The 24,257-nt window shown below is 66.0% G+C and carries 15 protein-coding genes; 9 read left to right on the forward strand and 6 right to left on the reverse strand.

Features of this window, described 5'->3' with window-relative positions:
• The first annotated feature begins 47 nt into the window (after window positions 1-47).
• From KUV65_RS01440 to lpdA, 5 genes are all read left to right on the forward strand, one after another.
• The gene (locus KUV65_RS01440) at window positions 48-3,260 is read left to right on the forward strand and encodes an AsmA-like C-terminal region-containing protein (protein WP_222187087.1); all 3,213 of its coding nucleotides are present in this window, start codon (window positions 48-50) and stop codon (window positions 3,258-3,260) included.
• Window positions 3,257-4,312 (forward strand): tRNA preQ1(34) S-adenosylmethionine ribosyltransferase-isomerase QueA, encoded by a 1,056-nt coding sequence (gene queA, locus KUV65_RS01445; protein WP_222187088.1) that lies wholly within the window; start codon window positions 3,257-3,259, stop codon window positions 4,310-4,312. The genes KUV65_RS01440 and queA overlap by 4 nt, the downstream gene beginning before the upstream one ends.
• A gap of 54 nt (window positions 4,313-4,366) precedes the next feature.
• Complete coding sequence (locus tag KUV65_RS01450) at window positions 4,367-5,662, forward strand: MFS transporter (RefSeq protein ID WP_222187089.1); 1,296 nt, start codon at window positions 4,367-4,369, stop codon at window positions 5,660-5,662.
• A gap of 60 nt (window positions 5,663-5,722) precedes the next feature.
• Window positions 5,723-6,295, forward strand: coding sequence for a DUF924 family protein (locus tag KUV65_RS01455; RefSeq protein WP_222187090.1), 573 nt, complete (start codon window positions 5,723-5,725; stop codon window positions 6,293-6,295).
• Between the two features lie 115 nt (window positions 6,296-6,410).
• Window positions 6,411-7,808, forward strand: coding sequence for a dihydrolipoyl dehydrogenase (lpdA, locus tag KUV65_RS01460; protein ID WP_222187091.1), 1,398 nt, complete (start codon window positions 6,411-6,413; stop codon window positions 7,806-7,808).
• A gap of 61 nt (window positions 7,809-7,869) precedes the next feature.
• Here the strand turns inward: lpdA and KUV65_RS01465 are convergent, their stop codons facing one another.
• Complete coding sequence (locus KUV65_RS01465; RefSeq protein ID WP_222187092.1) at window positions 7,870-11,133, reverse strand: VWA domain-containing protein; 3,264 nt, start codon at window positions 11,131-11,133, stop codon at window positions 7,870-7,872.
• Window positions 11,134-11,304: 171 nt separating this feature from the next.
• Between KUV65_RS01465 and KUV65_RS01470 the strand changes: the two genes are divergently transcribed.
• Window positions 11,305-12,429, forward strand: a complete 1,125-nt coding sequence (locus KUV65_RS01470) for an MFS transporter (RefSeq protein WP_222187093.1) — start codon at window positions 11,305-11,307, stop codon at window positions 12,427-12,429.
• Here the strand turns inward: KUV65_RS01470 and KUV65_RS01475 are convergent.
• A complete protein-coding gene (locus tag KUV65_RS01475; RefSeq protein WP_222187094.1) occupies window positions 12,426-13,046 on the reverse strand; it encodes a hypothetical protein in 621 nt (206 codons plus the stop codon). The genes KUV65_RS01470 and KUV65_RS01475 overlap by 4 nt on opposite strands.
• Before the next feature lie 183 nt (window positions 13,047-13,229).
• Between KUV65_RS01475 and uvrA the strand changes: the two genes are divergently transcribed.
• Both uvrA and KUV65_RS01485 read left to right on the forward strand, forming a co-directional pair.
• Entirely contained in the window at window positions 13,230-16,094 is a 2,865-nt protein-coding gene (uvrA, locus tag KUV65_RS01480) for an excinuclease ABC subunit UvrA (RefSeq protein ID WP_222187095.1), read from the forward strand.
• Between the two features lie 139 nt (window positions 16,095-16,233).
• Entirely contained in the window at window positions 16,234-17,154 is a 921-nt protein-coding gene (locus tag KUV65_RS01485; RefSeq protein ID WP_222187096.1) for a patatin-like phospholipase family protein, read from the forward strand.
• Here KUV65_RS01485 and KUV65_RS01490 read toward each other — a convergent pair.
• The 4 genes from KUV65_RS01490 to KUV65_RS01505 form a co-directional block, all read right to left on the reverse strand.
• Entirely contained in the window at window positions 17,144-18,307 is a 1,164-nt protein-coding gene (locus KUV65_RS01490) for a cytochrome P450 (RefSeq protein ID WP_222187097.1), read from the reverse strand. The genes KUV65_RS01485 and KUV65_RS01490 overlap by 11 nt on opposite strands.
• Before the next feature lie 105 nt (window positions 18,308-18,412).
• On the reverse strand, window positions 18,413-20,716 hold the full coding sequence (locus tag KUV65_RS01495) for a TRAP transporter permease (RefSeq protein ID WP_222187098.1): 2,304 nt from the start codon (window positions 20,714-20,716) through the stop codon (window positions 18,413-18,415).
• A gap of 136 nt (window positions 20,717-20,852) precedes the next feature.
• The gene (locus KUV65_RS01500; protein ID WP_222187099.1) at window positions 20,853-21,857 is read right to left on the reverse strand and encodes a TAXI family TRAP transporter solute-binding subunit; all 1,005 of its coding nucleotides are present in this window, start codon (window positions 21,855-21,857) and stop codon (window positions 20,853-20,855) included.
• A 164-nt stretch (window positions 21,858-22,021) separates the two neighbouring features.
• The gene (locus tag KUV65_RS01505) at window positions 22,022-22,936 is read right to left on the reverse strand and encodes a LysR family transcriptional regulator (protein WP_222187100.1); all 915 of its coding nucleotides are present in this window, start codon (window positions 22,934-22,936) and stop codon (window positions 22,022-22,024) included.
• A 144-nt stretch (window positions 22,937-23,080) separates the two neighbouring features.
• On the opposite strand from KUV65_RS01505, the gene KUV65_RS01510 reads away from it, so the two are divergent.
• Complete coding sequence (locus KUV65_RS01510) at window positions 23,081-24,154, forward strand: tartrate dehydrogenase (RefSeq protein ID WP_222187101.1); 1,074 nt, start codon at window positions 23,081-23,083, stop codon at window positions 24,152-24,154.
• Window positions 24,155-24,257: the final 103 nt, after the last annotated feature.

Here is a 24,257-nt window from a genome sequence, read left to right on the forward strand (position 1 = left end):
CCCTCGCGGTCGCCTTGGGGGCGGCCGGTCTCTGGTGGCGCTTGACCATGTCCCCCCTGAGCCTGCCCGCGGGTCTGCAAGACCGGATCGAGGCGCGGATCGACGGCGCCATGGCCGCCAATCATGTCGAGATCGGCGACATGGCGCTGGCCCTGCCTGAGGGGGGGCGCGCCCCGGCTTTCGAATTGCGCGACGTGGTCATGACCGATCTGTCCGGAGCGGAGCGCGCGGCCTTTCCCGTGCTGCGCGTGCGCATGGCGCCGGGGCCGCTGTTGCGTGGGCAGGTGCGCCCCCGCCAGATCTTCGTGATCGGCCCCGGCATGCGGCTCAGCCGGGACGAGACGGGCCGGTTCGATGTCGATTTCATCGGTGGTGCGACGGACGATCCGATCCCCGTCTCCGAGGCGCCTTTGACGGACACGATGGCGCGCCTCGACGCGATGTTCTCGACGCCCACCTTCTCGGAACTGCAGGCCATCACGGCGACGGACGTGACGCTGGAGATGGAGGACGCGCGCTCTGGCCCCGTCCTGCGCATGAGAAACGCGACCGCCACGCTGACGCGCGATGCCGAGGGCGTGGCCCTGTCGGTGTCGGGCGATCTCTCGGGGCGTCGGGACGCGACGGTCGACATGGAGTTCGCGCGGCGCACCGGGGCGCGCGAAACCTCGATCGCGATGCGCTTCGCCTCGCTCGGTGCGCGGGACATTGCCGCGCTCGACCCGTCGCTTGCCTGGCTGGACCTGATGCGCGCGCCGATCTCGGGCGCGATGACCGCGCGGCTGGACGATGACGGTTCCCTGTCGGATTTCGGCGGCACCCTGGCAATCGGCGCAGGGGAGCTGACCTTGGGCCCCGAGGCGCCGCCGCTGGGGTTCGACGCGATCGATGCGACGCTGAGCTACAACGCGCAGCGCCGCCGGATGGAATTCGGCACGCTTGCGCTGACGGCATCGCAGCTCAATTTCGTCGCGGCCGGTCATGCGGATGTCTCGGAGGATGGCAACAGCTTCGTCGGGCAATTGCGCCTGAGCGAGATCACGGCGGCGCCCGAGGGCTTCTACGACGCGCCGCTTGCCCTTGACGGCGCGGCGGTCGATCTGCGCCTGACCCTCGCGCCGGACATCAGGCTCGAGATCGGTCGGGCCGTGCTCCATGACGGCCCGCTGCGGGTGGCCGCAAGCGGCGAAGTGGTGTCCTTGCCCGACGGTCTGGCGATCTCGGTCGATGCGCATGTGCCGGAAACGGATTTGGCCACCGTTCTGTCCTATTGGCCCGCAACGGCCCTGTCGCAGCCGCGAAACTGGGTGTCCGACCGTGTTCACGCCGGGCGTCTGGAGGGGGTGGATTTCGCTCTGCGCCACGCGCCCGGAGCTGAGCCACGCCACATGGTGCAGTTCGATTTCTCAGACGCCGAGTGGAATTCCTTTCGGGTCGGTCCGCCCATCACGGACGGCGCGGGCTACCTGCAGCTTGAAGGCCGGCGGCTTGTCATTCGTCTCGACGAGGGGCGCATCATGGCGGACGGGCGACAGGACAGCGTGTCGCTTGCCGGATCGGAGTTCGTGATCCCCGACACATCCCTCAGACCTGCCACGGCGGAAATGGACCTGAGCATTTCGGGCGATCTGGTCGAGGTGATGCACGTTCTCGATGCGCCCCCGTTCAACGTGCTGCGCAGCGGCACCATGACGCCGGAACGGATTGGGCGCGGACAACTCAGCGCACGCACGCAGATCGTCACCCGGCTGCAGCGCCGCCCGGAAGGCAGCGACCCGCTGGCGGGGGTAGATCTGACCGTGACCGGTGCGGTGGAAACGTACCGCACGGATACCCTTGTCACCGGGCGCAGGCTGGCTGCGGATCGGTTGGATGTTGCGATCGCGGACAGGCAGCTTGTCGTGTCAGGTCGCGCCAGCTTTGACGGTGTGCAGATCACCGGCAGTTGGCAGCGCGAGATCGGGCGCGGTGCCGAACCGGGATCGCGGCTCGACGCGATGGCCGAGGTAAGCCGGGACGGCTTGGCCTCTCTCGGTGTGGTCTTGCCCGAGTGGCTGATCGCGGGGCGCGGCAGCGCGGCGGTCGATCTGCGCCTGATGCCCGACGCGCCGCCCGCCCTGACTTTGCAATCGGATCTGGCCGGGATCAGCCTCGCCATTCCGTCGCTCGGCTGGCAGCTTGGCCGGGATGGCACGGGCAGTCTCGAGGTCGAGGCCCGCCTTGGGGACGATGCCGAAATCACGCGGCTGGACCTCGACGCCGCCGGGCTGACGCTGAACGGTGCGGTGCGCCTGTCCACGGCAGGCGGGTTCGGGCGTCTCGTCGCCGACCGGTTCAGCATCGCAAGCTGGCTTGACGTGCAAGGGGCGCTTGTCGCGCGAAGCGGCGGCCCGCCCCTGATCGACATCACGGGCGGCATCGTCGACATGCGCAACCTTGCCGCGGTCGCCGGTGGCAGTGCCGGGCAGGGCGCTGGCGGAGCCGGTGCGAACGATCAGGCATCGGGGCCGATTTCAGTCGCACTGGACCGGTTGCAGGTGGCCGACGGCATCGCCTTGACCGGTCTCAGGGCCGATCTGACCAGCGTCGGCGGGCTCCAGGGCCAGTTTCGCGGGGCGATCAACGGGGCGGCGCAGGTCTCGGGCGTGCTGGTCTCCTCGGCCGAGGGCACATCCGTACGCTTGCAATCCGCCGATGGCGGTGCGGTCATGCGGGCCGCCGGCATCTATAACGATGCCTATGGCGGTGACATGGACCTGATCCTGCGGGCGACGGGTGAGCCGGGCCATTACAACGGACGCCTGTCGATCGACGGCCCCCGATTGCGCAATGCGCCCGCCGTGGCCGAGTTGCTGAACCTGATCTCGGTCGTGGGCCTGTTGGAACAACTCAGCGGCGAGGGGATCAGCCTCGGCGATGTCAACGCGCGCTTCCGGTTGAGCCCGGAACGCATTCGCCTGCGCGAGGGAACGGCCCTCGGCCCGTCTCTCGGCTTGTCGATGGACGGCGAATATGACATCGCCACCCGGCAATTCGAGATGCAGGGTGTCATTTCGCCGTTCTACATGGTCAACGGGCTGTTCGGCGCGATCTTTTCGCCGCGTCGGGAGGGGCTGTTCGGGTTCTCCTACCAGCTGACCGGAGCGCGGGGCGCGACGAACGTCACGGTGAACCCGCTTTCGATCCTGACGCCGGGCATCTTCCGCGAGATCTTTCGCGCGCCGCCGCCCGATTTCTCGGACGAGGACCAAGGCCAATGAAACTGGACGATTTCGACTTCGACCTTCCCGAGGATCGCATCGCGACCCGGCCCGCGCGGCCACGGTCCTCGGCCAAACTGCTGGTGGCCGACGGACCCGAGACGCGGGACTGCCATGTCTACGACCTGCCGGACCTGTTGCAGCCCGGTGACCGGCTGGTTCTGAACGACACGCGGGTCATCCCCGCGCGCCTGACCGGGCGGCGGCACCGCGATACCGCGCAAGGCCCGGTCTCGGCGAAGATCGAGGTCACGCTGATGGAGCCGCAGCCGGACGGGGCGTGGTCGGCGCTGGCCAAGCCGCTGCGCAAGCTCGCCCTGGGCGAAACGGTGGTGTTCTCCGAGGATCTGAGCGCCGATGTCGTGGGGCTGGAGGGGGGCTTGCGGCTGCGCTTCAACCTGTCGGGCGCCGATTTCGACACGGCGCTGAACGCGGCCGGCGCCATGCCGCTGCCCCCCTATATCGCGGGCAAGCGCGCCCCGGATGAACGTGACCGCGAAGATTACCAGACGATCTGGGCCAAGCGCGCCGGGGCCGTTGCGGCCCCCACGGCGAGCCTTCATTTCGACGAGGCGTTGATCGCGGCGCTGACCGCGCGCGGGGTCGATTTCACCTTCGTCACCCTGCATGTCGGCGCGGGCACCTTCCTGCCGGTCACGGTCGAGGATGTAACCACCCACAAGATGCACGCCGAATGGGGCGAGGTGCGCGAAAAGGCGGCCGACGAGATCAACGCGACCCGCGCGGCGGGCGGTCGCATCATTCCCGTCGGCACCACCGCGCTGCGCCTGATCGAGACGGCGGCGGACGCGGACGGCACCATGCGGCCCTTCGAGGGGGATACCGATATCTTCATCTATCCGGGGTATGCCTGGCGCGTGACCGATGCGTTGATGACGAATTTCCACCTTCCGAAATCGACGCTGATGATGCTGGTTTCGGCGCTGATGGGGCAGGAACGGATCAAGCAGATCTACGCCCATGCCCTGGCGAACAAGTACCGCTTCTTTTCCTATGGCGACGCATCGCTTTTGATTCCGTCGCGAATCTGACAGACGGCGGCGCTATCGGTGGGGGAGCCTGCCGGAAAGCGAAGGAAATGCGCCATGTTGAACGTGATCCGGGCCTCTTGGGCCCTGCTCTTCGGAATGTTCCTTTTGCAGGTCGGAAACGGGTTGCAGGGCTCGCTGATGGGCGTGCGCGGGGCGTTGGAGGGGTTCACCACCTTCCAGCTGTCGCTGATCGGCTCGGCGTATTTCCTGGGGTTCCTCGGCGGCTCGTCCATCGCGCCCAAATTCATCGCGCGCGTCGGACATGTGCGGGTTTTCGCGGCACTGGGCTCGCTGATCTCGGCGGTGGTGATCTCTTATCCGATCGTCAGTGATCCCTATGTCTGGATGGCCCTTCGGGTCGTGATCGGGTTTTCTTTGTCCGGTGTCTACGTGACCGCGGAGAGCTGGCTGAACAATTCCGCGACCAATGAAACGCGCGGGCAATCCCTGTCGGCCTACATGCTGGTTCAGATGCTCGGCTTCGTCGCGGCGCAGGGTATCCTGTCGGCGGGCGATCCGTCCGGCTGGCTCTTGTTCGTGATCCCGTCGATCCTCGTCTCGCTCAGCTTTGCGCCGATCCTGTTGTCCGCGACGCCGACCCCGGCTTTCGAGGCGGCGCGCCCGATGACGCTGCGCCAGCTTTACACCGCGTCGCCCTTCGGCGTCGTCGGCATGCTGATGCTGGGGGCCGTCTTTGCCGGGCAATACGCGATGGCCGCTGTCTATGCGACCGAGGCGGGCTTTGGCCTTGGGCAACTGTCGCTTTTCGTGTCGAGCTTCTTCATCGGGGCGATCCTGTTCCAATACCCCATCGGCTGGATGTCGGACCGGATGGACCGACGCCTGCTGATCATTGGGGCTGCTGTCGTGGCCGGGGTGGCAGGGCTGGTCGGGGCCATGTTCGGGGACGTCTTCACCGTCGTTCTGGCGGTTGGCGTCGTCTCCGGCGGGTTCGTGCAACCGCTTTACGCGCTCATCATCGCCTATACCAACGACTACCTCGAACCCGAGGACATGGCCGCCGCCTCTGGCGGGTTGATCTTCGTGAACGGTCTGGGCGCCATCGCCGGTCCGCCTGTCATGGGTCTGATCATGGGGCAGGTGGGGCCCGCGGCCTTCTGGTCCTTCATGTCGGTGATCCTGTTCCTCGTCGCAGTCTACGGGGTCTGGCGGATGACGCAACGTGTGTCGGCCTATGCCGATGAAGGGGATTACGAGGCCGTCTCCTACGCCGCGATCCTGCCCGGTGCCGCGTCGCCGGTTGCGGTCGAGACCGCGCAGGAGTTGTATGTCGAAGCGGCCGAGGAACTGGCCGAAGCCGCAGAGGAGGAGGCGGCGACGGGGGAGTGATGCCGGCTTCATGTCCCAAAGGACGAGACCGGGCACCTGTTGGAGGAGGAGACACGGCAGATGGACGATCGAGCAGACAAGGTGCTGGCCTTTTGGGAAAAGGCCGGTCCAGAGATGTGGTACAAGAAAGACGACGGGTTCGACGCGCAGATTACCGAGCTTTTCGGGGCCTTGTGGGAAGAGGCCGCTGGCGGCGCGCTGGATGAAGGCTGGGCGACCAATCCGGCGGGGGCGCTGTCCCTCATCATCCTGCTGGACCAGTTCCCGCGCAATATGTTCCGCGAGGATCCGCGCGCCTTCGCCACCGATGATCGCGCCCGTACGATTGCCTGCTACGCGCTGGAACGGGGTTGGGACATGCGTGTCGATGGGCCGATGCGGCAGTTCTTCTACATGCCCTTCATGCATTCTGAACGGCTGACCGATCAGGATCATTGCGTGCGCCTGATGGCCGAGCGGATGGAGGGCACGGACAACCTGCTGCATGCACGGGTGCATCGCGAGATCATCCGCCGTTTCAACCGCTTTCCCTACCGGAACGCGGCCCTTGGCCGTGTCTCGACCGAGGCCGAGCGCGATTTCCTTGAGAACGGTGGCTACGCCGCGATCCTGTCCGAGGTGCAGGCGGCCTGACCCGGGGGGCCTTGCGTGACAGGAAAACCTGCCTTGCGCGCAATTTCGTGGCTTTGCGTCCTGCGACCAATTTGTTTAACGTTGAACAAATCGGATTTCGCCGGGAGGACAGACCGTGGCCGGAGAGACTTTTGACGTTGTGGTGATCGGGGCGGGGCCGGGCGGCTATGTCGCCGCGATCCGCGCCAGCCAGCTTGGCCTGAAAGTGGCCATCGTTGAACGCGAACATATGGGCGGCATCTGCCTGAACTGGGGCTGCATCCCCACCAAGGCGATGCTGCGCTCGGCCGAGGTGTTCCACCTGATGCACCGCGCCAAGGAGTTCGGCCTTAAGGCCGATGGTATCGGGTATGATATCGACGCGGTGGTCAAACGCTCGCGCGGGGTGGCCAAGCAGCTCAGCTCCGGCGTGGCGCACCTGATGAAGAAGAACAAGGTCACCGTCGTGATGGGCGAGGCCACGATCCCTGCCAAGGGCAAGGTCTCGGTCAAGACCGACAAGGGCACAGAGGAGTTGTCCGCCAAGAACATCATCCTCGCCACCGGGGCGCGGGCCCGCGAATTGCCCGGGCTGGAGGGCGATGGCAAGCGGGTCTGGACCTACAAAACGGCCCTGACCCCGCCGCATATGCCCGAGAAACTGCTGGTTATCGGCTCGGGCGCCATCGGCATCGAGTTCGCCAGCTTCTACAACACGCTGGGCGCCGAGACGACCGTGGTCGAGGTGATGGACCGCATCCTGCCGGTCGAAGACGCCGAGATCAGCGCCTTCGCCAAGAAGTCCTTTGAAAAGCAGGGGATGAAGATCCTGCAAAAGGCGATGGTCAAGCAACTCGATCGCGGGGCCGACAAGGTGACCGCCCATATCGAGGTGGACGGCAAGGTCGAAAAGCACGAGTTCGACACGGTGATCTCGGCCGTGGGCATCGTCGGCAACACCGAGGGGCTCGGGCTTGAGAAGCTGGGCGTGAAGATCGACCGCACCCATGTCGTGACGGACGCCTACTGCCGCACGGGTGTCGAGGGGCTCTACGCCATCGGCGATATCGCCGGCGCGCCGTGGCTGGCCCACAAGGCGTCGCACGAGGGCGTCATGGTGGCCGAGCTGATCTCGGGCAAGAACAACGTCCACCCCGTGAAACCCGAAAGCATCGCAGGCTGCACCTATTGCCATCCGCAGGTCGCCAGCGTCGGCCTGACCGAGGCGAAAGCCAAGGAGAAGGGCCATCAGGTCAAGGTCGGTCGCTTCCCCTTCATCGGCAACGGCAAGGCCATCGCGCTGGGCGAACCCGAGGGGATGATCAAGACGGTGTTCGACGCCAAGACGGGCGAACTGCTGGGCGCGCACATGATCGGAGCCGAGGTGACCGAGCTGATCCAGGGCTATGTCGTGGGGCAGAAGCTGGAGACCACGGAAGAGGACCTGATGGAAACCGTCTTCCCGCACCCGACGCTCAGCGAGATGATGCACGAATCCGTGCTCGACGCCTTCGACCGCGTGATCCACATCTGAAGGCCACGGCGCTCAGGACAAAGGGCGGCCCGATTGGGGCCGCCCTTTTCTTTTTCGTCCCTTACTCCAGCGTGATCGGCACCGACGCCACGGCGGTGCGGTCCTGGTCGAGGAAATAGCGGATCACGTAGGCGCCCGGCTCCTCGGGCAATTGAAGCTGCGCCGGCGAACCATCACGGGTGTAGGCGTATCGTGCCCACTGGCTGCCTTGCCCGTCGGCCCGCCCGATCCCGATATAATCGCCGTCGTAATTCGGTCCGGTCCAACCAACCTCGATCGTAGTGCCGGCCTGCGCCGTGTCGGGCACCGTTAGCGAGGCCTCGACCGGGCTGAGCGTGATCGGAACCTCGGCGATCGCGGTTCGATCCTGGTTGAGGAAATAGCGGATTACGTAGGCCCCCGGTTCCGGCGGCATGACAAGGCGGGCGGGGCTGCCGTCTCGGGTGTAGGCGTAGTTCGCCCAAGCGGACCCCTGTCCATCGGCGCGTCCGATACCGATGTAATCGTCGCGGTAATCCGGCCCCGTCCACCCCACTTCGATGGTCGAGCCCGCCACGGCGCTTGCGGGCGCGCTCAAGGATGCCTCGACGGCGCTGACCGTGATCGGAACCGACGCGATGGAGGTGCGATCCTGGTTCAGGAAATACTGGATCACGTACTCCCCGGGTTCTGCGGGGACCAGAAGGCTCAGCGGGTTTCCGTCGCGGGTGTAGCTGTAATTGGCCCAGGCCGAACCCTGCCCATCGGCCCGCCCTATGCCGATATAGTCATCGGCATAGTTGGGTCCGGTCCATCCGACCTCGATCATGGATCCGGCCGTGGCGCTGGCCGGAGCCGTGATCGACGCGCCCACCTCGGACACGGTGATGGGGGCGCTGGCGATGGGGGTGCGATCCTGTCGCAGGAAATACTGGATCAGATAATCGCCCGGCTCCGTCGGGATCAGGATGCGCGCCGGGGTCCCGTCGCGGGTGTAGGCGTAATTCTCCCAGGCGGAGCCTTGCCCATCCGCGCGCCCGATGCCGATGTAGTCGTCGCGGTAGTTCGGCCCGGTCCAGCCGACCTCGATGGTCGATCCGACCGTTGCCGTGGCCGGCGCCGTGATCGACGCGGCGACCTCGGACACGGTGATGGTGGCGCTGGCGATGGGCGTTCTGTCCTGCCGAAGGAAATATTGGATCACGTAGTCCCCCGGCGTTTCCGGCACGAGCAGTTGGCCGGGATTGCCGTCTGAGACGTTGAAGTAATTCTCCCAGGCCGAGCCTTGGCCGTCCGCGCGTCCGATGCCGATGTAATCGTCGAGGTAGCCAGGCCCGGTCCACCCGACCTCGATGGTCGATCCGGCAGCGGCGGTCTCAGGGGCCGTGATGCTGGCCTCGACCGGCGTGACCGTAATCGGCACCGAGGTGATCCGGGTGCGGTCCTGACGGGCATAGTAGCTGATCAGGTATTCCCCCGGAGTCACGGGCACCAGAAGCTGGATCGGAGAGCCGTTGCGCGCCTCGACATAGTTCTCCCAGCCGCTGCCCCCGCCATCGGCCCGTCCGATCCCGATATAGTCGCCGTCATAGGCGGGGCCGGTCCATCCGACCTCGATGGTCGAGCCGGCCACGGCGGTGCCGGGTGCCGTGATCGACGCCTCGACCGGTGTGACGGTGATGGGCGCACTGGCAATGGGCGTGCGCCCGTCGCGCAGGAAATACTGGATCACGTAGTCGCCCGCTTCGATTGGCATCAGAAGGCTGACGGGGTTGCCACGGCTGGTTTCGGTGTAGTTCACCCAGGCCGAGCCTTCGCCGTCGGCGCGACCGATGCCGATATAGTCATTGGCCTCGTTCGGGCCGTCCCAGCCAACCTCGATGGTCGAGCCTGCCACGGCGCTGGCCGGCGCGGTGATCGTCGCGCGCTGTTGCGGTTCAGGGAAGACCACGGCGATCTCGCGCGGCTGATCCACGATGACGAAATCAACGCTCTGTTCGATTTCCTGAGCCGTCCAGTAGGCGGTGACGCGGTAGGCCCCGCGCGTCAGGCCCAACGCGGCCGGGTTCGCCGGTGCGATCTCGGTCGCGGTGGCAAGGGGCGTCACCTCCCAGATGACCGGGTCGGTGATCAGGGGGCCCGCCTCGCCGCCGATCCGGGCCGAGAAGGTCACGTCGACCATCAGCGCGGGCAGGGGGATGATCACCTCTTGCGGGGTGTTCGCGGCGACGGTGAAGCTGGCCTCATGCGTGGTTTCCTGCGCCACGCGATAGACCGACAGGCGGTAATCGCCTGGCAACAGCGCGACATTGCCGCCCGGCGCCTCGACCGGCCCGAGCAATTGCTGCCCCGCGCCGTCGAACAGGGTCCAGATCAAGGGCGAGGCAGGAACGGTCATGTCCGGTTCGACCCGCGCGGTAAAGGTCACGGGCACGGTTTCCACGATGTCGGGCATGGACACGACGATGGGGCCGGGCATGCCCTCAATCACACTGAACGCCGTCTGGTAGGTGGCCGGGCCATCGGCTTCTGCGCGGGTGGCGCGGGCCACGTAGTCGCCGGGCATCAGCTCGGTCGTGATCGCGGGGCCTTGCGTGCCGGTCGACAGAACCTCGCCCGCGCCGGACAGGAGCGTCCAGCCAATGGGCCGCGCCGGCACGCCGCCCGAGGGGGTCAGCCGCGCCTCGATCCGCAGGGCCGTGGGTCGCATCGCCGGGGCCATGACGACTTGCTCAAGGGCCGCCGACAGCTCCGACGCGTTGTCGGCGGTCAGGAACAGGCCGCCGGTATTGTCGGCGATGCACTGCATCTGCGCCCGCGCCTCGGGTTCAGAGGCGACGTCGAAGCCGATGACATGCGCGGTGAAGCCCACGCCTGCGGCCTCGAGCTCGGCGGCCATGGCGCAGGGGTCGGGGTTGCAGTTCTCGATCCCGTCCGAGACGAGGATGACGGTCGCCGGTTCCTCGGTATGCCGCAGCGACTGGGCCGCGGCGACAACGGCATCCGTCATCGGCGTGCGTCCGCGCGGGTTGATGGCATTGACCGCCTCCAGGATGCGGTCCTGCGTGAAGGGGGCAGGCTCGACGATGGTCTCGATATCGGTGCAACTGCCGCGCTGGCGGTGCCCGTAAACGGTCAGCCCCAGCGATTGCTCGTCCGGCATATCCCCAAGCAAATCCGCAATGACCTCGCGGGCGATGACGATCTTGTTCACGCCGTCGATCTGGCCCCACATCGACCCCGATCCGTCCAGCACGAGGATCGTGTTCGCCCGGTCAGGAGCTTGCGCCACGGCGGCGAAGGGCAGAAGAAGCAAGGTGAGAAGGGCGTAAAATATGCGGCGCATCTGAAGATGTCCTTATCGTCGAGAATGTAATTTGGCTTGCGCATTGGCAGTGGGACACCACGGCCTCGTCCGCAGGCTAGGCCGAGTCGCCATTTCCGCAAAGGTCGGGATTTCCGCAGCGTCATCGCATGCTTGCTTGACGGCCATGCGGCGCGGTGCGAAGCCCGCCACATGACGCGTCAAGCCACCCCCTGGCCCCTTATCGGGGCGCTGTACCTTGCCGGGCTGGTGGCCGCCGCGCAGTTCGCCAAGGTTTCCGTCACCCTCGACGCGCTGGAGCGTGCCTATCCCGGCGCGCCCGTCGCCTTTGCCGTGTCCGGCGTGGCGGTGATTGGGGTGCTTTTCGGTGTGCTGGCCGGGGGTGTCGTGGCCAGCCTCGGACCGCGACGCGCGATCCTGATCGCGCTTGGTGTCTCGGCTGCGGCCGGGGCGTTGCAGGCGAGTTTGCCGCCCTTTCCCGTTTTGATGGGGCTACGCGTGTTTGAAGGCGCGGGGCATCTCGGCCTTGTTGTCGCGATCCCCACGCTGATGGCGGGGCTGGCCAGTGACCGCGACCGCCCGATGGTCATGGGGCTTTGGGCGACCTTCTTCGGCGTGGGCTTTAGCCTGACGGCGGTTCTGGCAGGCGAATCCGCCGGTTGGGTTTACGGCGTCCATGCCGGGCTTGCCGGGCTTATTGCCTTTGTCCTTTGGCGCATGCTGCCGCGCGGTGTTAGCGGGGAGCGTCGCGCCGCGCCGGGCCTTGCCGATCACCTGGCGATCTATGCCACGCCGCGCCTGTTCGCCCCGGCGCTCGGCCACGGCATCTACGCGGCCCTGTTCCTCGCCTTGGTCACCTATCTCCCCCAAGCCCTTGGGGCCGGCTGGCTGGCGGCCGTCCTGCCCCTTGCCGGGTTGGCCGGGTCCCTGGCGGCGGGCGTTCTGGCGCGTCGCATCGCGCCGGGTCGTCTGGTCCCGTTCGGGTTTTTCCTCATGGCGATCCTTTTCGCGGCGACATGGGCGGCCGGGCCGCTGGCGCCGGGTCTGGCCGTGATCGCCATGGCGGTCAGCGGTGTCGTGGCCGGGGCCGGGTTCGCCGCCGTGCCTTGGTTGAACGAAACGGCGTCCGACCGCGCGCTTTCCAACGGGGCCTTGGCGCAGCTTGGCAATGTCGGCACCTTTTCGGGCACCCCGCTCCTCGCCGCCCTGGGCGCCGGCGCCTCCTTGCCCTTTGCGATCGCGATCGGAGTGTTGGGCGGCGCGGCGACGCTGGTGGCATACCGCGCCGCGACACGGGCCTTGCCCGTCCGGGGCTAAAGCTCGTCGCGGTCTTCCAGCCAATTCCGCAGCGTTCGGCGCTGCCACCGGGACCGGACCTGCTTCGTCAAGATCGTTTGCGGCACGAAGATCGGCGCGTCGCTCTCGAAATGCTTGGCTTCGAAGCACTTGCTGGCTGCCACCAGATGAGTCCCCTGATCCGAAATCGCGACCACCGTGACCCACATGGACCTGAGCGCATCACGCTCGATTTCCACGTTCAGGCGCGCGCGGGCCCGGTTCATCAAATCCGCCAGGCTGCCGAGGTCGCGTACCTCGCCCTGACACAGGGGGCCTTGCGTCGTACGCTCCAACGGGGATGTCACGGCCTCATCGTTCAATTCATCGCGATCCGTCACAACAGCGCGCGATGTGCTGTCCCGCTGGCCGAAATCCACGACCACCGCCAGCAGGTAGATCGGCTCCTGTCCCATATTGGTGACGAGGCAGCGCGCGTTTTCGCCCTTGGCCGCGCCGCGGTCGATGTGGATCGAACTGCGCCTTTGGCGGCGATAGGTCGTGAGGAAAACCTGCAGGTAGATCAACCAGATCGCCACCATGGCCAGATTGGCCAGGGGAGAGATGGCCTGGGCGTGCTGTGCAATGAAATCCGTCATGGTGCCTCCGCGCGGTGCAACCTCCAAACGCAGGCAGGGCGAAACGGGTCCGCCCAATGAAATCTCATTCTGCGGATTTCGGCATCACGCGCGGCTCGTGTTCCCGCAATGTTCTCAAAATTCAGTTGGAGACTCACCGCCGCTCCCCTATTTACCCGTAGACGGTTAACGACAGGTTCCCCCATGCCCGAGTTGAAGCAGATCGAGGTGCGCGGCGCGCGCGAGCACAACCTCAAGAATATCGACCTCGATATTCCGCGCGACCAGTTGGTGGTGATCACGGGCCTGTCCGGCTCGGGCAAATCCTCGCTTGCCTTCGACACGATCTATGCCGAGGGGCAGCGGCGCTATGTCGAAAGCTTGTCGGCCTATGCACGGCAATTCCTCGACATGATGGAAAAGCCCGATGTCGATCACATCAGCGGCCTGAGCCCCGCGATTTCCATCGAGCAGAAGACCACCAGCAAGAACCCGCGCTCGACGGTCGGCACGGTGACCGAGATCTACGACTACCTGCGCCTGTTGTTCGCGCGGGCGGGCACGCCCTATTCGCCCGCCACCGGCCAGCCCATCGAAGCGCAGCAGGTGCAGGACATGGTCGACCGGGTCATGGCGATGGAGGAGGGGACGCGCGCCTACCTGCTGGCCCCCATCGTGCGCGATCGCAAGGGCGAGTATCGCAAGGAATTCCTCGAACTGCGCAAGCAGGGCTTCCAGCGGGTGAAGGTGGATGGGTCCTTCTACGAGTTGGACGAACCGCCGACGCTGGACAAGAAATTTCGCCATGACATCGACGTCGTGGTCGACCGTATCGTGGTGCGCGAGGGCGCCGAGACGCGGCTGGCCGACAGTTTCCGCACCGCGCTGGATCTCGCCGACGGGATCGCCATTCTCGAAACCGCCCCGCGCGAGGAAGAGGGGGAGCCCGAACGCATCACCTTCTCCGAGAATTTCGCCTGCCCGGTTTCGGGTTTCACCATCCCCGAGATCGAGCCGCGGCTGTTTTCCTTCAACGCGCCCTTCGGGGCCTGCCCGAAATGCGACGGGCTTGGCGTCGAGCTGTTCTTCGACGAGCGCCTGATGGTGCCCGACGCGGCGCTGTCGCTGGAAGACGGGGCAATCGCGCCGTGGCGCAAGGGCAAGTCGCCTTATTTCCTGCAAACGATCCAGGCCATCGCCAAACACTACGGGTTCGACCCCAAGACCAAGTGGAAGGACCTGCCGTCTGACGTGCAGCAGGTGTTCCTGCGCGGGTCGGGCGAGACGGAAATCAAGTTCCGCTACGACGAGGGCGGGCGCGTCTACCAGGTCGAGCGCAGCTTCGAAGGGGTGATCCCCAACATGGAGCGCCGCTATCGCGAGACCGACAGCGCCTGGATCCGCGAAGAGTTCGAACGCTACCAGAACAACCGCCCCTGCGGCGCCTGTGGCGGGTACCGGCTGCGCGAAGAGGCATTGGCGGTGAAGATCGCGGGCCTGCATGTCGGGCAGGTCGTGCAGATGTCGATCAAGGAGGCGTTCAAGTGGTGCGAGACGGTGCCCGCGCACCTGACCCAACAGAAGAACGAAATCGCCCGGGCGATCCTCAAGGAAATCCGCGAGCGGCTTGGGTTCCTGAACAATGTCGGCCTCGAATACCTGACGCTCAGCCGCAATGCCGGGACGCTCTCGGGCGGCGAAAGCCAGCGTATCCGCTTGGCCAGCCAGATCGGGTCCGGCCTGACCGGGGTGCTTTACGTGCTGGACGAACCCTCCATCGGTCTGCACCAGCGCGACAACGACCGGCTGCTGACGACGCTGAAGAACCTGCGGGACCAGGGAAACACGGTCATCGTGGTCGAACATGACGAAGAGGCCGTGCGCGAGGCCGATTACGTCTTTGACATCGGCCCCGGAGCCGGTGTGCATGGCGGCCAGATCGTGGCACAGGGCACGCCGGCGGAAATCGCCGCCGATCCGGCCTCGATCACCGGGCAATACCTGTCGGGCACGCGCGAAATTTCGGTGCCGGCCAAGCGCCGCAAGGGAAATGGGAAATCCTTGACCGTGGTCAAGGCGACCGGCAACAACCTCAAGGAGGTGACGGCCAAGTTCCCCTTGGGCAAGTTCGTCTGCGTGACCGGCGTCTCCGGCGGCGGCAAGTCGACCCTGACCATCGAAACGCTGTTCAAGACCGCCTCGATGAAGCTGAACGGCGCGCGCCAGACGCCTGCGCCCTGCGAGACGATCAAGGGGCTGGAACATCTCGACAAGGTGATCGACATCGACCAGCGGCCCATCGGGCGCACGCCGCGGTCGAACCCGGCGACCTATACCGGCGCCTTCACGCCGATCCGCGATTGGTTCGCAGGCCTGCCCGAGGCCAAGGCGCGGGGCTACAAGCCCGGGCGCTTCAGCTTCAACGTCAAGGGCGGGCGCTGCGAGGCGTGCCAGGGCGACGGGGTCATCAAGATCGAGATGCACTTCCTGCCGGACGTCTACGTCACCTGCGAGACCTGCAAGGGCGCGCGCTACAACCGCGAGACGCTGGAGATCAAGTTCAAGGGCAAATCGATTGCCGATGTGCTCGACATGACGGTCGAGGACGCGCAGGAATTCTTCAAGGCGGTGCCCTCGATCCGCGAAAAGATGGACGCGCTGGTGCGGGTCGGGCTGGGCTATATCAAGGTGGGCCAGCAGGCGACGACGCTTTCGGGCGGCGAGGCGCAGCGGGTCAAGCTGTCGAAGGAACTGGCCAAGCGGTCCACGGGACGCACGCTCTATATCCTCGACGAGCCGACGACGGGCCTGCATTTCGAGGATGTGAAGAAGCTGCTCGAGGTGCTGCATGAACTGGTGGAGCAGGGCAACACCGTGGTGGTGATCGAGCACAACCTCGACGTCATCAAGACCGCCGACTGGATTGTCGATATCGGCCCGGAAGGCGGCGATGGCGGCGGCCAGATCGTGGCCGAAGGCACGCCGGAAGAGGTGGCCGAGGTCGAACGCTCGCATACCGGGCGCTATCTCAAGCCGATGTTGCAGCCCCGCAAGCACGCCGCCGAGTGACCGGCCCATGGGCGCGCCGCGTGTCACGCGTCGCCCGGTGAAGCCACGGCGGGGGCCTTGAGCCCCCTCCGCGGCTTGCCTCCGGCGGGCATATTTTTCAGGATAAAGATCGGGCGAACTGGTCACCGGGGGTGGTGCGATGGCACGACGGCCGAAAATCGGGTTGGCGCTTGGGTCGGGTGGCGCGCGGGGGTGGTGCCACCTCGGGGTTCTGTCCGTTCTGGACGAGATGGGCGTCGAGGCTGATATCGTGGCGGGCTGCTCGATGGGGGCGCTGGTGGGCGCGGCAGAGGCGGGCGGTGTCCGGTCAAACCTGACGGACTGGGCCTTGGCGCTGACCCATTCCAGGTTTCTCAGCCTTGTCGACCTGCGCCTGTCCGCGGGCGGGCTGGTGGCGGGGCGCGAGATCGCCAATGTCCTGTCCGAATGGGGCCTCGATTGCGAGATCGAGAGCCTGTCGCGCTCTTTCACCGCCGTGGCGACCCGGCTGGATAACGGGCGCGAGATCTGGCTGGGGCAGGGGCCGTTGCTGCCCGCTGTCCGGGCGTCCCTGGCCATTCCGGGGCTATTCACGCCGCAGTCCATCGACGGGCATTGGCTGGTCGATGGTGGCCTGACCAACCCCGTCCCTGTCTCCGTGGCGCGGGCGCGCGGGGCGGATGTGATCATTGCCGTCAACCCGAATGCGAAACCCTCAGGGCGGGTCTGGGTGCCGGAGGCCGAAGAGGGCGCGGGGATCTGGGCCGCGCTGGAGCAGCGATTCATGGATTTGCTCCCGCAGGACTGGCGTCCGGAGCCGGACGAGGCCGCCGACCAGCCGGCCCCGCAAGCCATCGAAGCGGTCAACGCGGCGCTCGACATGCTGACCGAATACCTGCGCCGGACCCGCGCGGCGGCCGATCCGCCGGATGTGAGCATCGAGGTCGATCTGACGGACCTGTCGGCCCTGTCCTTCTTCGAGGCGGAAAAGGCGATTGAGGCGGGGCGCAAGGCTGCGCTGGCCAAGCGCGATCAGATCGCGGCTGCGCTGGAGGCGGCGGGTCTGACCCTCAACGCGTGACCATCAGGCGCTCCAGCCCGTGGAAATGGTAGATATCCGCGTAGCGTGCGGGGTCGGCCAATCGCAGGTCCGGGCAAAGCGCGAAAAGGTTGCGCAGGGCAATCTGTAGCTCCAGCCGTGCGAGGGGCGCTCCGACGCAGAAATGCAGCCCCGCACCGAAGGCGAGGTTGGCCGGGCCGGCGCGGGTCGGGTCGAAACGGGTCGCATCGGGATAGGCCCTGTCGTCCTGCCCTGCCGAGGCCAGCAGAAGGCCCACCTGGTCGCCGCGCCGGAACTGGTGGCCGAAACACGCGACATCTTCGTAGGCCCAACGCGTGAACAGATGCAGCGGCGGATCGAGGCGCAGGATCTCTTCGACGAAGCCCTCGGCATCGCCCGCCGGGCGAAGGCCGCGGTCGAGCGCGAGGTTCACCCCATTGCCCATCGTGTGAACCGTCGCCTCGTGCCCGGCATTCAGGAGCAGGATGCAGGTGGTGATCATCTCGTCCGTCGAGAGCTTGGCGCCGTCCTCCTCTGCCGCGATCAGGGCCGAGATCAGGTCATCGCGCGGGTCGGTCCTGCGGCGGTCGATATAGTCGCGCATGAAGGCGACGAACTCTTCCGTGGCGGCGACGGCAAGGTCTTCGTCCGCCCGTGTGCGCCCGGCCTGGTACATCATGACCATCGCGTTGGACCAGCGCAGCAGATCGGGGGCCATCTCTTCGGGCACCCCCAGCAGCCGGGCGATGACGATCACCGGGATCGGGCGGCAGAAGGCATCGAGCAGGTCGAAGGGCGCGTCGGGAAATTGCGCGATCAGGTCGCGGGACAGGGTGTCGATCTCGGGCGCCATGGCCTTGATCCGGCGCGAGGTGAAGGCGCGCAGGACGAGGCCGCGCAGCCGCGTATGGCGTGGCGGCTCAAGCTCCAGCATCGAATGTGCCTCGACGGCGTAGAACGGCGCGAGGTGGTCGGGGATCGGCAAGGCGGTGATCGGTTCGCGCCCGAACCGCCGGTCGCGCAGGAACGCGTTCACGGCCTCATGCGTCGTGGCCACCGGCATGTCGTACTCGGCCCAGACCACAAGCGGACCGACAGCGCGCGCGCGGGCATAGAACGGGTAGGGGTTCTGGACGAACGCGTCGTCGGTGGGGGATTGGTGCAAGGTCTTCATGACCGTGGTTGTGGCGCAAAGGCCGTCCGGTTCCCAGCCCCCGCCAAAAGAAAACCGGCCGCGCCCTTAGGCACCGCCGGTTTGCTTGGGTGTCCAGGTGGACGGTCAGTCGGCGCCGCGCACCGAGATGGTCGCGTTCGGGTCCGGACGGATGACCTTCTGGATGAAGAAGATGCCGACCGCGGCACCGATGCCGATCACGTCACTGACCAGGCCGCCCTCGATCATGAACAGGGCGGCGACAATCAGGCCCACGCGCAGGAACCACGCGGTGCGCCCGCCCATGAACCAGCCCTGCACGCCCGAGGACAGAAGGAACACGCCGAAGGTCGCGGTAATGCCGGCACGGATGATCTCGAACGCGCTGCCCTCCATCAGGATGGCGCTGTTGTAGAAGAACATGAAGGGCACGATGAAGGCCGCGATGCCGATCTTGAAGGACGCAACCGAGGTTTCCATCGGGTTGGCCCCCGAGATGCCGGCGGCGGCGTAACTGGCCAGCGCCACGGGTGGCGTGATGGCCGAGACCACGGCGAAGTAGAAGACGAAGAAATGCGCCGTCAGCGTGGCGGTGCTTTGCTCCATGCCGTTCTCGACGAAGAGGCTGACAAGACCCGGCGCAACGACCGAGGCCGCCACGGCGTAGGCGGCCGTCGTGGGCATGCCCATGCCAAGCAGGATCGCAATGCCCATGGCGAAGATCAGGGCCAGCAGGTTCGATGCGCCCGCCAGATCGAGCAGAACCGCCGAGAATCGTGCGCCGACGCCGGTCAGGCTGATGACGCCCACGATGATGCCTGCCGCCGCACAGACCGCGATGATCTGGATCGACATGACACCGGCCAGTTCAAACGCCTTGAGGATCGACCTTAGCCCCATCCGGTGCGGCGTCAGCCAACTGACCACGGCCGCTGCGACCGTTGCGAGCGTTCCGGCCCGGATCACGGAATAGCCAAGGAACAGCGCCACGATCAGGATCACGATCGGCACGAACAGGTAGATCTGTTTCACCAGGGCGCGGAACTTGGGAAGCTCGTCTTCACGCATGCCGCGCATGTGCAGCTTGGCAGCCTCGAAATCGACCATGAAGTAGATCGACGCGAAATAGAGGATCGCCGGGATGATCGCGGCAATGGCGATCTCCTGGTAGGGAATGCCGGTGATCTCGGCCATGATGAAGGCGCCTGCGCCCATGATTGGCGGCATGATCTGCCCACCGGTCGAGGCCGCGGCCTCGATCGCACCCGAGGTCTTCTTCTGGTAGCCGACCCGCTTCATCAGCGGGATGGTCAGGGACCCGGTGGCGACCACGTTGCCAGCCGAGGTGCCGTTGATCATCCCCATCAGGCCCGAGGCGAAGATCGCCACCTTGGCGGGGCCGCCGCGCGCGCGCCCTGCGGCGGCAAAGGCGAAGTTGACGAAATAGTCGCCCACTTTCGAGGCCTGCAGGAAGGCGGCGAAAATGATGAAAAGGATGATGTAGGTCGAGGACACGGCCGTCGTCGGCCCAAGGATGCCCGCGTCCGAATAGACATGGCCGAAGAAGCGCTGCCAGCTATAGGCGTTCGACACGGCGAGGATGCCGGGCAGCAGGTGCGCCGTGAACGTGTAGAGCAGGAAGATGCCCGTGATGACCACCAGCGCGAGGCCCGCCACGCGGCGCGTCAGTTCGAGGATCATCGCGGCCCCGGCGGTTGCGGCAAAGGCGACCCCGATGGGCACAAAGGGGGTGCCGACCGAGTTGCGCGCGGCTGTGCCGTAGATGGCGACGAGGTAGATGCCGACGACGACCGCACAGGCGGCCAGAACCACGTCCGAGGCGGCGTAGCGTTCGCGCCCGCGCCGTTCCAGCCAGCCGGTCACGATGGCCCCGCCGGTTGCGATCAGCAGCGGGATGCCGAACCACCGGATCTCGGTCTGGTAGATCTCGGTTCCGGGGAAGGCGGCCCATGTGGTCAGACCGCCCATCTGCGGCAGCTCGCCCGAGGCGATGGTCTGCATGAAGCCGATGGCAGTGAAGCCCGCGACGCCCGCAGGGATCAACAGGATCGCGGCGATGATGGACAGCCACGGCGTGTCCTTGTGCTCCTTGCCGTCGAAGGTATGGGCGGAAAACAACAGGAATCCGAGCGCCAGCGCGCCGGCGATGTGGACGATCCGGAAATTCCACGTCTCCATCGGGAATTGCGGCAGGAACGGGATCTCGATCCCCGTCCAATCGGAAATCGAAACGCCGTTCAGCGCGATCATGTGGAACGCGGCATAGATCGTGGAGAGCGTGGCGATGACAAGGTACCCCTTGCCCTCGAACAGCCGACGGTTGGACTCGATCGGTTCTTCATCGACGCCTTCGGCGAGGACGGTTCCCTCGATCTGGTCGTCTTCGACCTTCTTGTCCTGATCGCTCATGTCCTGTCCCCCCGTGACCCTAGTTTCGGTCGTCATGCCCCTGTCCGTCGGGGCTTGTAAAGAGGCCGCGCCCAGAGTTGGACGCGGCCCTTTTTCGTGTCGGACCGGACGGGCCGTTCCACCCGGTCCGGACGTTTTACATGTCGCCGTGGATCATGTCATCGGAGATGTCGGCGCCTGCGTTCTCTTCGAACCAGCGCGCGGCACCGGGGTGCCACATCATCACCGTGTTGCGATCCCAGAACTCGGGCAGGGTCGAACGGGCGGCGCGGTGGGTGTTCACCATGCGCTCGTTATCCGACATGACCGCGTCCACGACGGCGTAGACGAAGGTTTCCGGCAGGTCGCAGTTGGCGATGGCGAAGTTCCACATCGACACCGAGCGGGCCGGCTCTTCCAGCGTGGTGTAGGCATCGGCCGCGATGTCGAAGGCTGCCACGGGGAAGGCCTCGATGATCTGGGCCTGTTCCTCTTCGGTGAACTCGATGATGTTGATGTCGGTCTGCACTTCGAGCTGCGACACGGCGGGAACCGGCACGCCCGCGGCGAAGGCGATGACGTCAAGCAGGCCATCCTGAAGCTGACCGCCAAGGTCCGACCAGCCGCCGTTGCGGCGCTCGAAGTTGACGCCCAGTTCTTCCATCATGCGCGGGAAGTAGGTGTCCGAGGTCGAGCCTGCGGGGCCGAAGCCGATGCGCGCACCGTCCGGGATATCCGCGACCGTGGTGATACCCGAAGAGGACAGCGCCGTGATCGAGAAGGGCGTCTGGTACATCGGGAACATCGCGCAGGCATTGGTCATCTGCAGACCGGGCGCGATCGGGTTGCCACCGGCGATCGATTCAGCCGCGGGGCCCATGGTGGTCATGCCGAAGGGCAGCTCGCCGGTGTGAACCAGCGCCATGTTCTGCATCGGGCCACCGGTGACTTCGGCGCCGCCGGACACACCCAGTTCTTCCGACACGATACCGGCCCAGCCCGAGCCGTAGCCGAAATAGGTGCCACCCTGCGAGCCGGTGCCGACGGTGAAGCTTTCCGGCCAACCTTCGCGGTCCGCGTGCGCTTCGGCAAAGGCCATGCCCGTCGTCAAGGCCGTCGCCGTCGCAACGACGGTGAATTTCGCAAATGCGTTCGTTTTCATGTAGTCCTCCACTGTTCTTTGCCGCCGGGCCTCAGGCCCTGTCTTTCGCGGCATGCACCCCTCCGAGGCGCATTGCGGTGAAGGTATAGAGCACGCGGTGCGTCGCTCAAGGTAAAAACGGGAGCGATGGGGAAAGTGTGAATATATAATATTCTTGAATAAACCTACGCGGTTTCGGCCAGATCGCCCAACTGTGCTTCAAGCACGTCGAGAAATGCGCTCCGGGCGGGGTGGCGGGTATCCCGCAACCAGACAGCCGATAGCGACAGCTTGTCCCGTACCGCGTCAGACGGCAGCGTCAGCGGCACGAACGCAACGCCATCGATGGCCAGCCGGGATGCCCATTTCGGCACGATGGCAAGGCCTACACCGGTGCCGACGAGGCTGACAATCGTCTGTTTTTCTTCGGCGATCTGGACAACGCGCGCGCTGTAGCCGGCTTCGAGAAACAGTTTCATCGTCAGGTCATGGCTGTGCGGGCGCGACCGCCGGTCGGGCACGATCAACGGCTCGTCGGCCATGTCGCCAACCGTGACGGCGTCCCGCCCAGCCAGCCTGTGCTCCTCGGGCACCGCGACGACGGCGGTCTCGTGGAAGAGCGCGCGAAACCGCAGGCGGGGATCGCGGCTCTCGGGTGGGCGCACGAGCGCGATGTCCAGTCGGCCCGACAGAAGACGCGGCAAGAGCCGGATGGTCTTCTGTTCGAAGATCTCGACCTCGATCTCGGGGTGGGCCTGGCGCAGATGCGGCAGCAGTTGCGGCAGCAGGCCCGCCGCCGCGCTGTCAATCGCCCCGATGCGCAAGACGGCCCGGCGATCCAGCTCCTCGGCGCGAAAGGCTGCTTCCAGCCGGTCGGCGCGGGCCACGATATCGCGCGCGCCCTCGACGAAACTGCGCCCGGCCTCGGTCAGCGAGACATGGCGCGTCGTGCGCACCAGCAGGCGGCTGCCGAGGCTGTCTTCTAGCAGCTTGATCTGCCGTCCGAACGAGGCGGGCAGCATATCCATCTTCTGGGCCGCGCGGCCGAAATGCAGCGTGTCGGCGACGGCGATCAGGCATCTGAGTTGGCGAAGTTCCATACGCCCCTAATAATATCAAATTTTTATATGATCGAGCAGATATTGCCGTTGCAGGGCAGAGTTGCGACATGTCGCGCGGACGATGACCCGCGCGGCGTTGCGACCATCGCAAGCTCCTCCGCGCCTGCAGCAAGGACCCTCAAGATGAAAACCTACAAGATCGCAGCCATTCCCGCCGACGGCATTGGCCCCGAGGTGATTGCCGCAGGGCTTCAGGCGCTGGAGGCCCTGGCGCGGCGCGATGGCGGGTTCGAGTTGGACGTCACCGAGTTCGACTGGGGGTCGGAGCGCTACAAGCGTGAAGGCGCGCTGATGCCCGAGGATGGCCGCGACCAGATCAAGGCGTTCGACGCGATCTTCTTCGGGGCCGTCGGCGCGCCGGATGTGCCCGACCACGTCACGCTCTGGGGCCTGCGCCTGCCGATCTGCCAAGGCTTCGACCAATACGCCAATGTGCGCCCAACCAAGATCCTGCCCGGTATCACCTCGCCGCTGGCCGGTGTCGGCCCCGGTGACCTCGACTGGGTGATCGTGCGCGAAAACTCCGAAGGCGAGTATTCCGGCGTTGGCGGCCGCGCGCACCAGGGTCAGCCCGAGGAAGTGGCGACCGAGGTCTCGATCTTCACCCGCACCGGGGTCGAGCGGATCATGCGCTATGCCTTTGCCCTTGCCCAAAGCCGCCCCCGCAAGCTTTTGACCGTGGTCACGAAATCGAACGCTCAGCGTTTCGGCATGGTGATGTGGGATGAAATCGCGGCCGAGGTCAGCAAGGACTTCCCGGACGTGACATGGGACAAGATGCTGGTCGATGCCATGACCGTGCGCATGGTGAAGAACCCGCAAAGCCTCGACACGATCGTGGCGACCAACCTGCATGCCGACATCCTGTCCGACCTCGCCGGGGCGCTGGCGGGCAGCCTTGGCGTCGCGCCCACCGGAAACATCGACCCCGAACGCCGCAACCCGTCCATGTTCGAGCCGATCCACGGCTCGGCCTTCGACATCACCGGCAAGGGCATCGCCAACCCGGTGGCGACCTTCTGGACGGCGAGCCAGATGCTGGAGCATTTGGGCGAGGCGGACGCCGCCGCGCGCCTGATGCGGGCCGTCGAAAAGGTCTGCGCCGATGGCATCCTGACGCCGGATGTGGGCGGCAGCGCCACCACGCAAGAGGTGACGGACGCCGTGTGCGAGGCGATCCGCGGCGAAAACCTCTGACCCGATCCCTGCGCCCGGCAAAGCTGCGTCATCAAAGGTAGAAAATTCCCCGCCGCGCCGCGCCGCTTTTTCTGGCGCTGGCGCGGCGGCCCTTGTTAGGCTC

This window comes from Maritalea mobilis (genome assembly GCF_019800885.1).
In the GTDB taxonomy this organism is placed as follows: Bacteria; Pseudomonadota; Alphaproteobacteria; order Rhodobacterales; family Rhodobacteraceae; genus Roseibacterium; species Roseibacterium beibuensis.

Excerpts from the sequence above, each read along its gene's own strand:
- KUV65_RS01440 (WP_222187087.1), top strand. The coding sequence starts at position 48 with ATGTCCCCCCTGAGCCTGCCCGCGGGTCTGCAAGACCGGATCGAGGCG.
- queA (WP_222187088.1), top strand. The coding sequence starts at position 3,257 with ATGAAACTGGACGATTTCGACTTCGACCTTCCCGAGGATCGCATCGCG.
- KUV65_RS01450 (WP_222187089.1), top strand. The coding sequence starts at position 4,367 with ATGTTGAACGTGATCCGGGCCTCTTGGGCCCTGCTCTTCGGAATGTTC.
- KUV65_RS01455 (WP_222187090.1), top strand. The coding sequence starts at position 5,723 with ATGGACGATCGAGCAGACAAGGTGCTGGCCTTTTGGGAAAAGGCCGGT.
- KUV65_RS01465 (WP_222187092.1), bottom strand. The coding sequence starts at position 11,133 with ATGCGCCGCATATTTTACGCCCTTCTCACCTTGCTTCTTCTGCCCTTC.
- KUV65_RS01470 (WP_222187093.1), top strand. The coding sequence starts at position 11,305 with ATGACGCGTCAAGCCACCCCCTGGCCCCTTATCGGGGCGCTGTACCTT.
- KUV65_RS01475 (WP_222187094.1), bottom strand. The coding sequence starts at position 13,046 with ATGACGGATTTCATTGCACAGCACGCCCAGGCCATCTCTCCCCTGGCC.
- uvrA (WP_222187095.1), top strand. The coding sequence starts at position 13,230 with ATGCCCGAGTTGAAGCAGATCGAGGTGCGCGGCGCGCGCGAGCACAAC.
- KUV65_RS01485 (WP_222187096.1), top strand. The coding sequence starts at position 16,234 with ATGGCACGACGGCCGAAAATCGGGTTGGCGCTTGGGTCGGGTGGCGCG.
- KUV65_RS01490 (WP_222187097.1), bottom strand. The coding sequence starts at position 18,307 with ATGAAGACCTTGCACCAATCCCCCACCGACGACGCGTTCGTCCAGAAC.
- KUV65_RS01495 (WP_222187098.1), bottom strand. The coding sequence starts at position 20,716 with ATGAGCGATCAGGACAAGAAGGTCGAAGACGACCAGATCGAGGGAACC.
- KUV65_RS01500 (WP_222187099.1), bottom strand. The coding sequence starts at position 21,857 with ATGAAAACGAACGCATTTGCGAAATTCACCGTCGTTGCGACGGCGACG.
- KUV65_RS01505 (WP_222187100.1), bottom strand. The coding sequence starts at position 22,936 with ATGGAACTTCGCCAACTCAGATGCCTGATCGCCGTCGCCGACACGCTG.
- KUV65_RS01510 (WP_222187101.1), top strand. The coding sequence starts at position 23,081 with ATGAAAACCTACAAGATCGCAGCCATTCCCGCCGACGGCATTGGCCCC.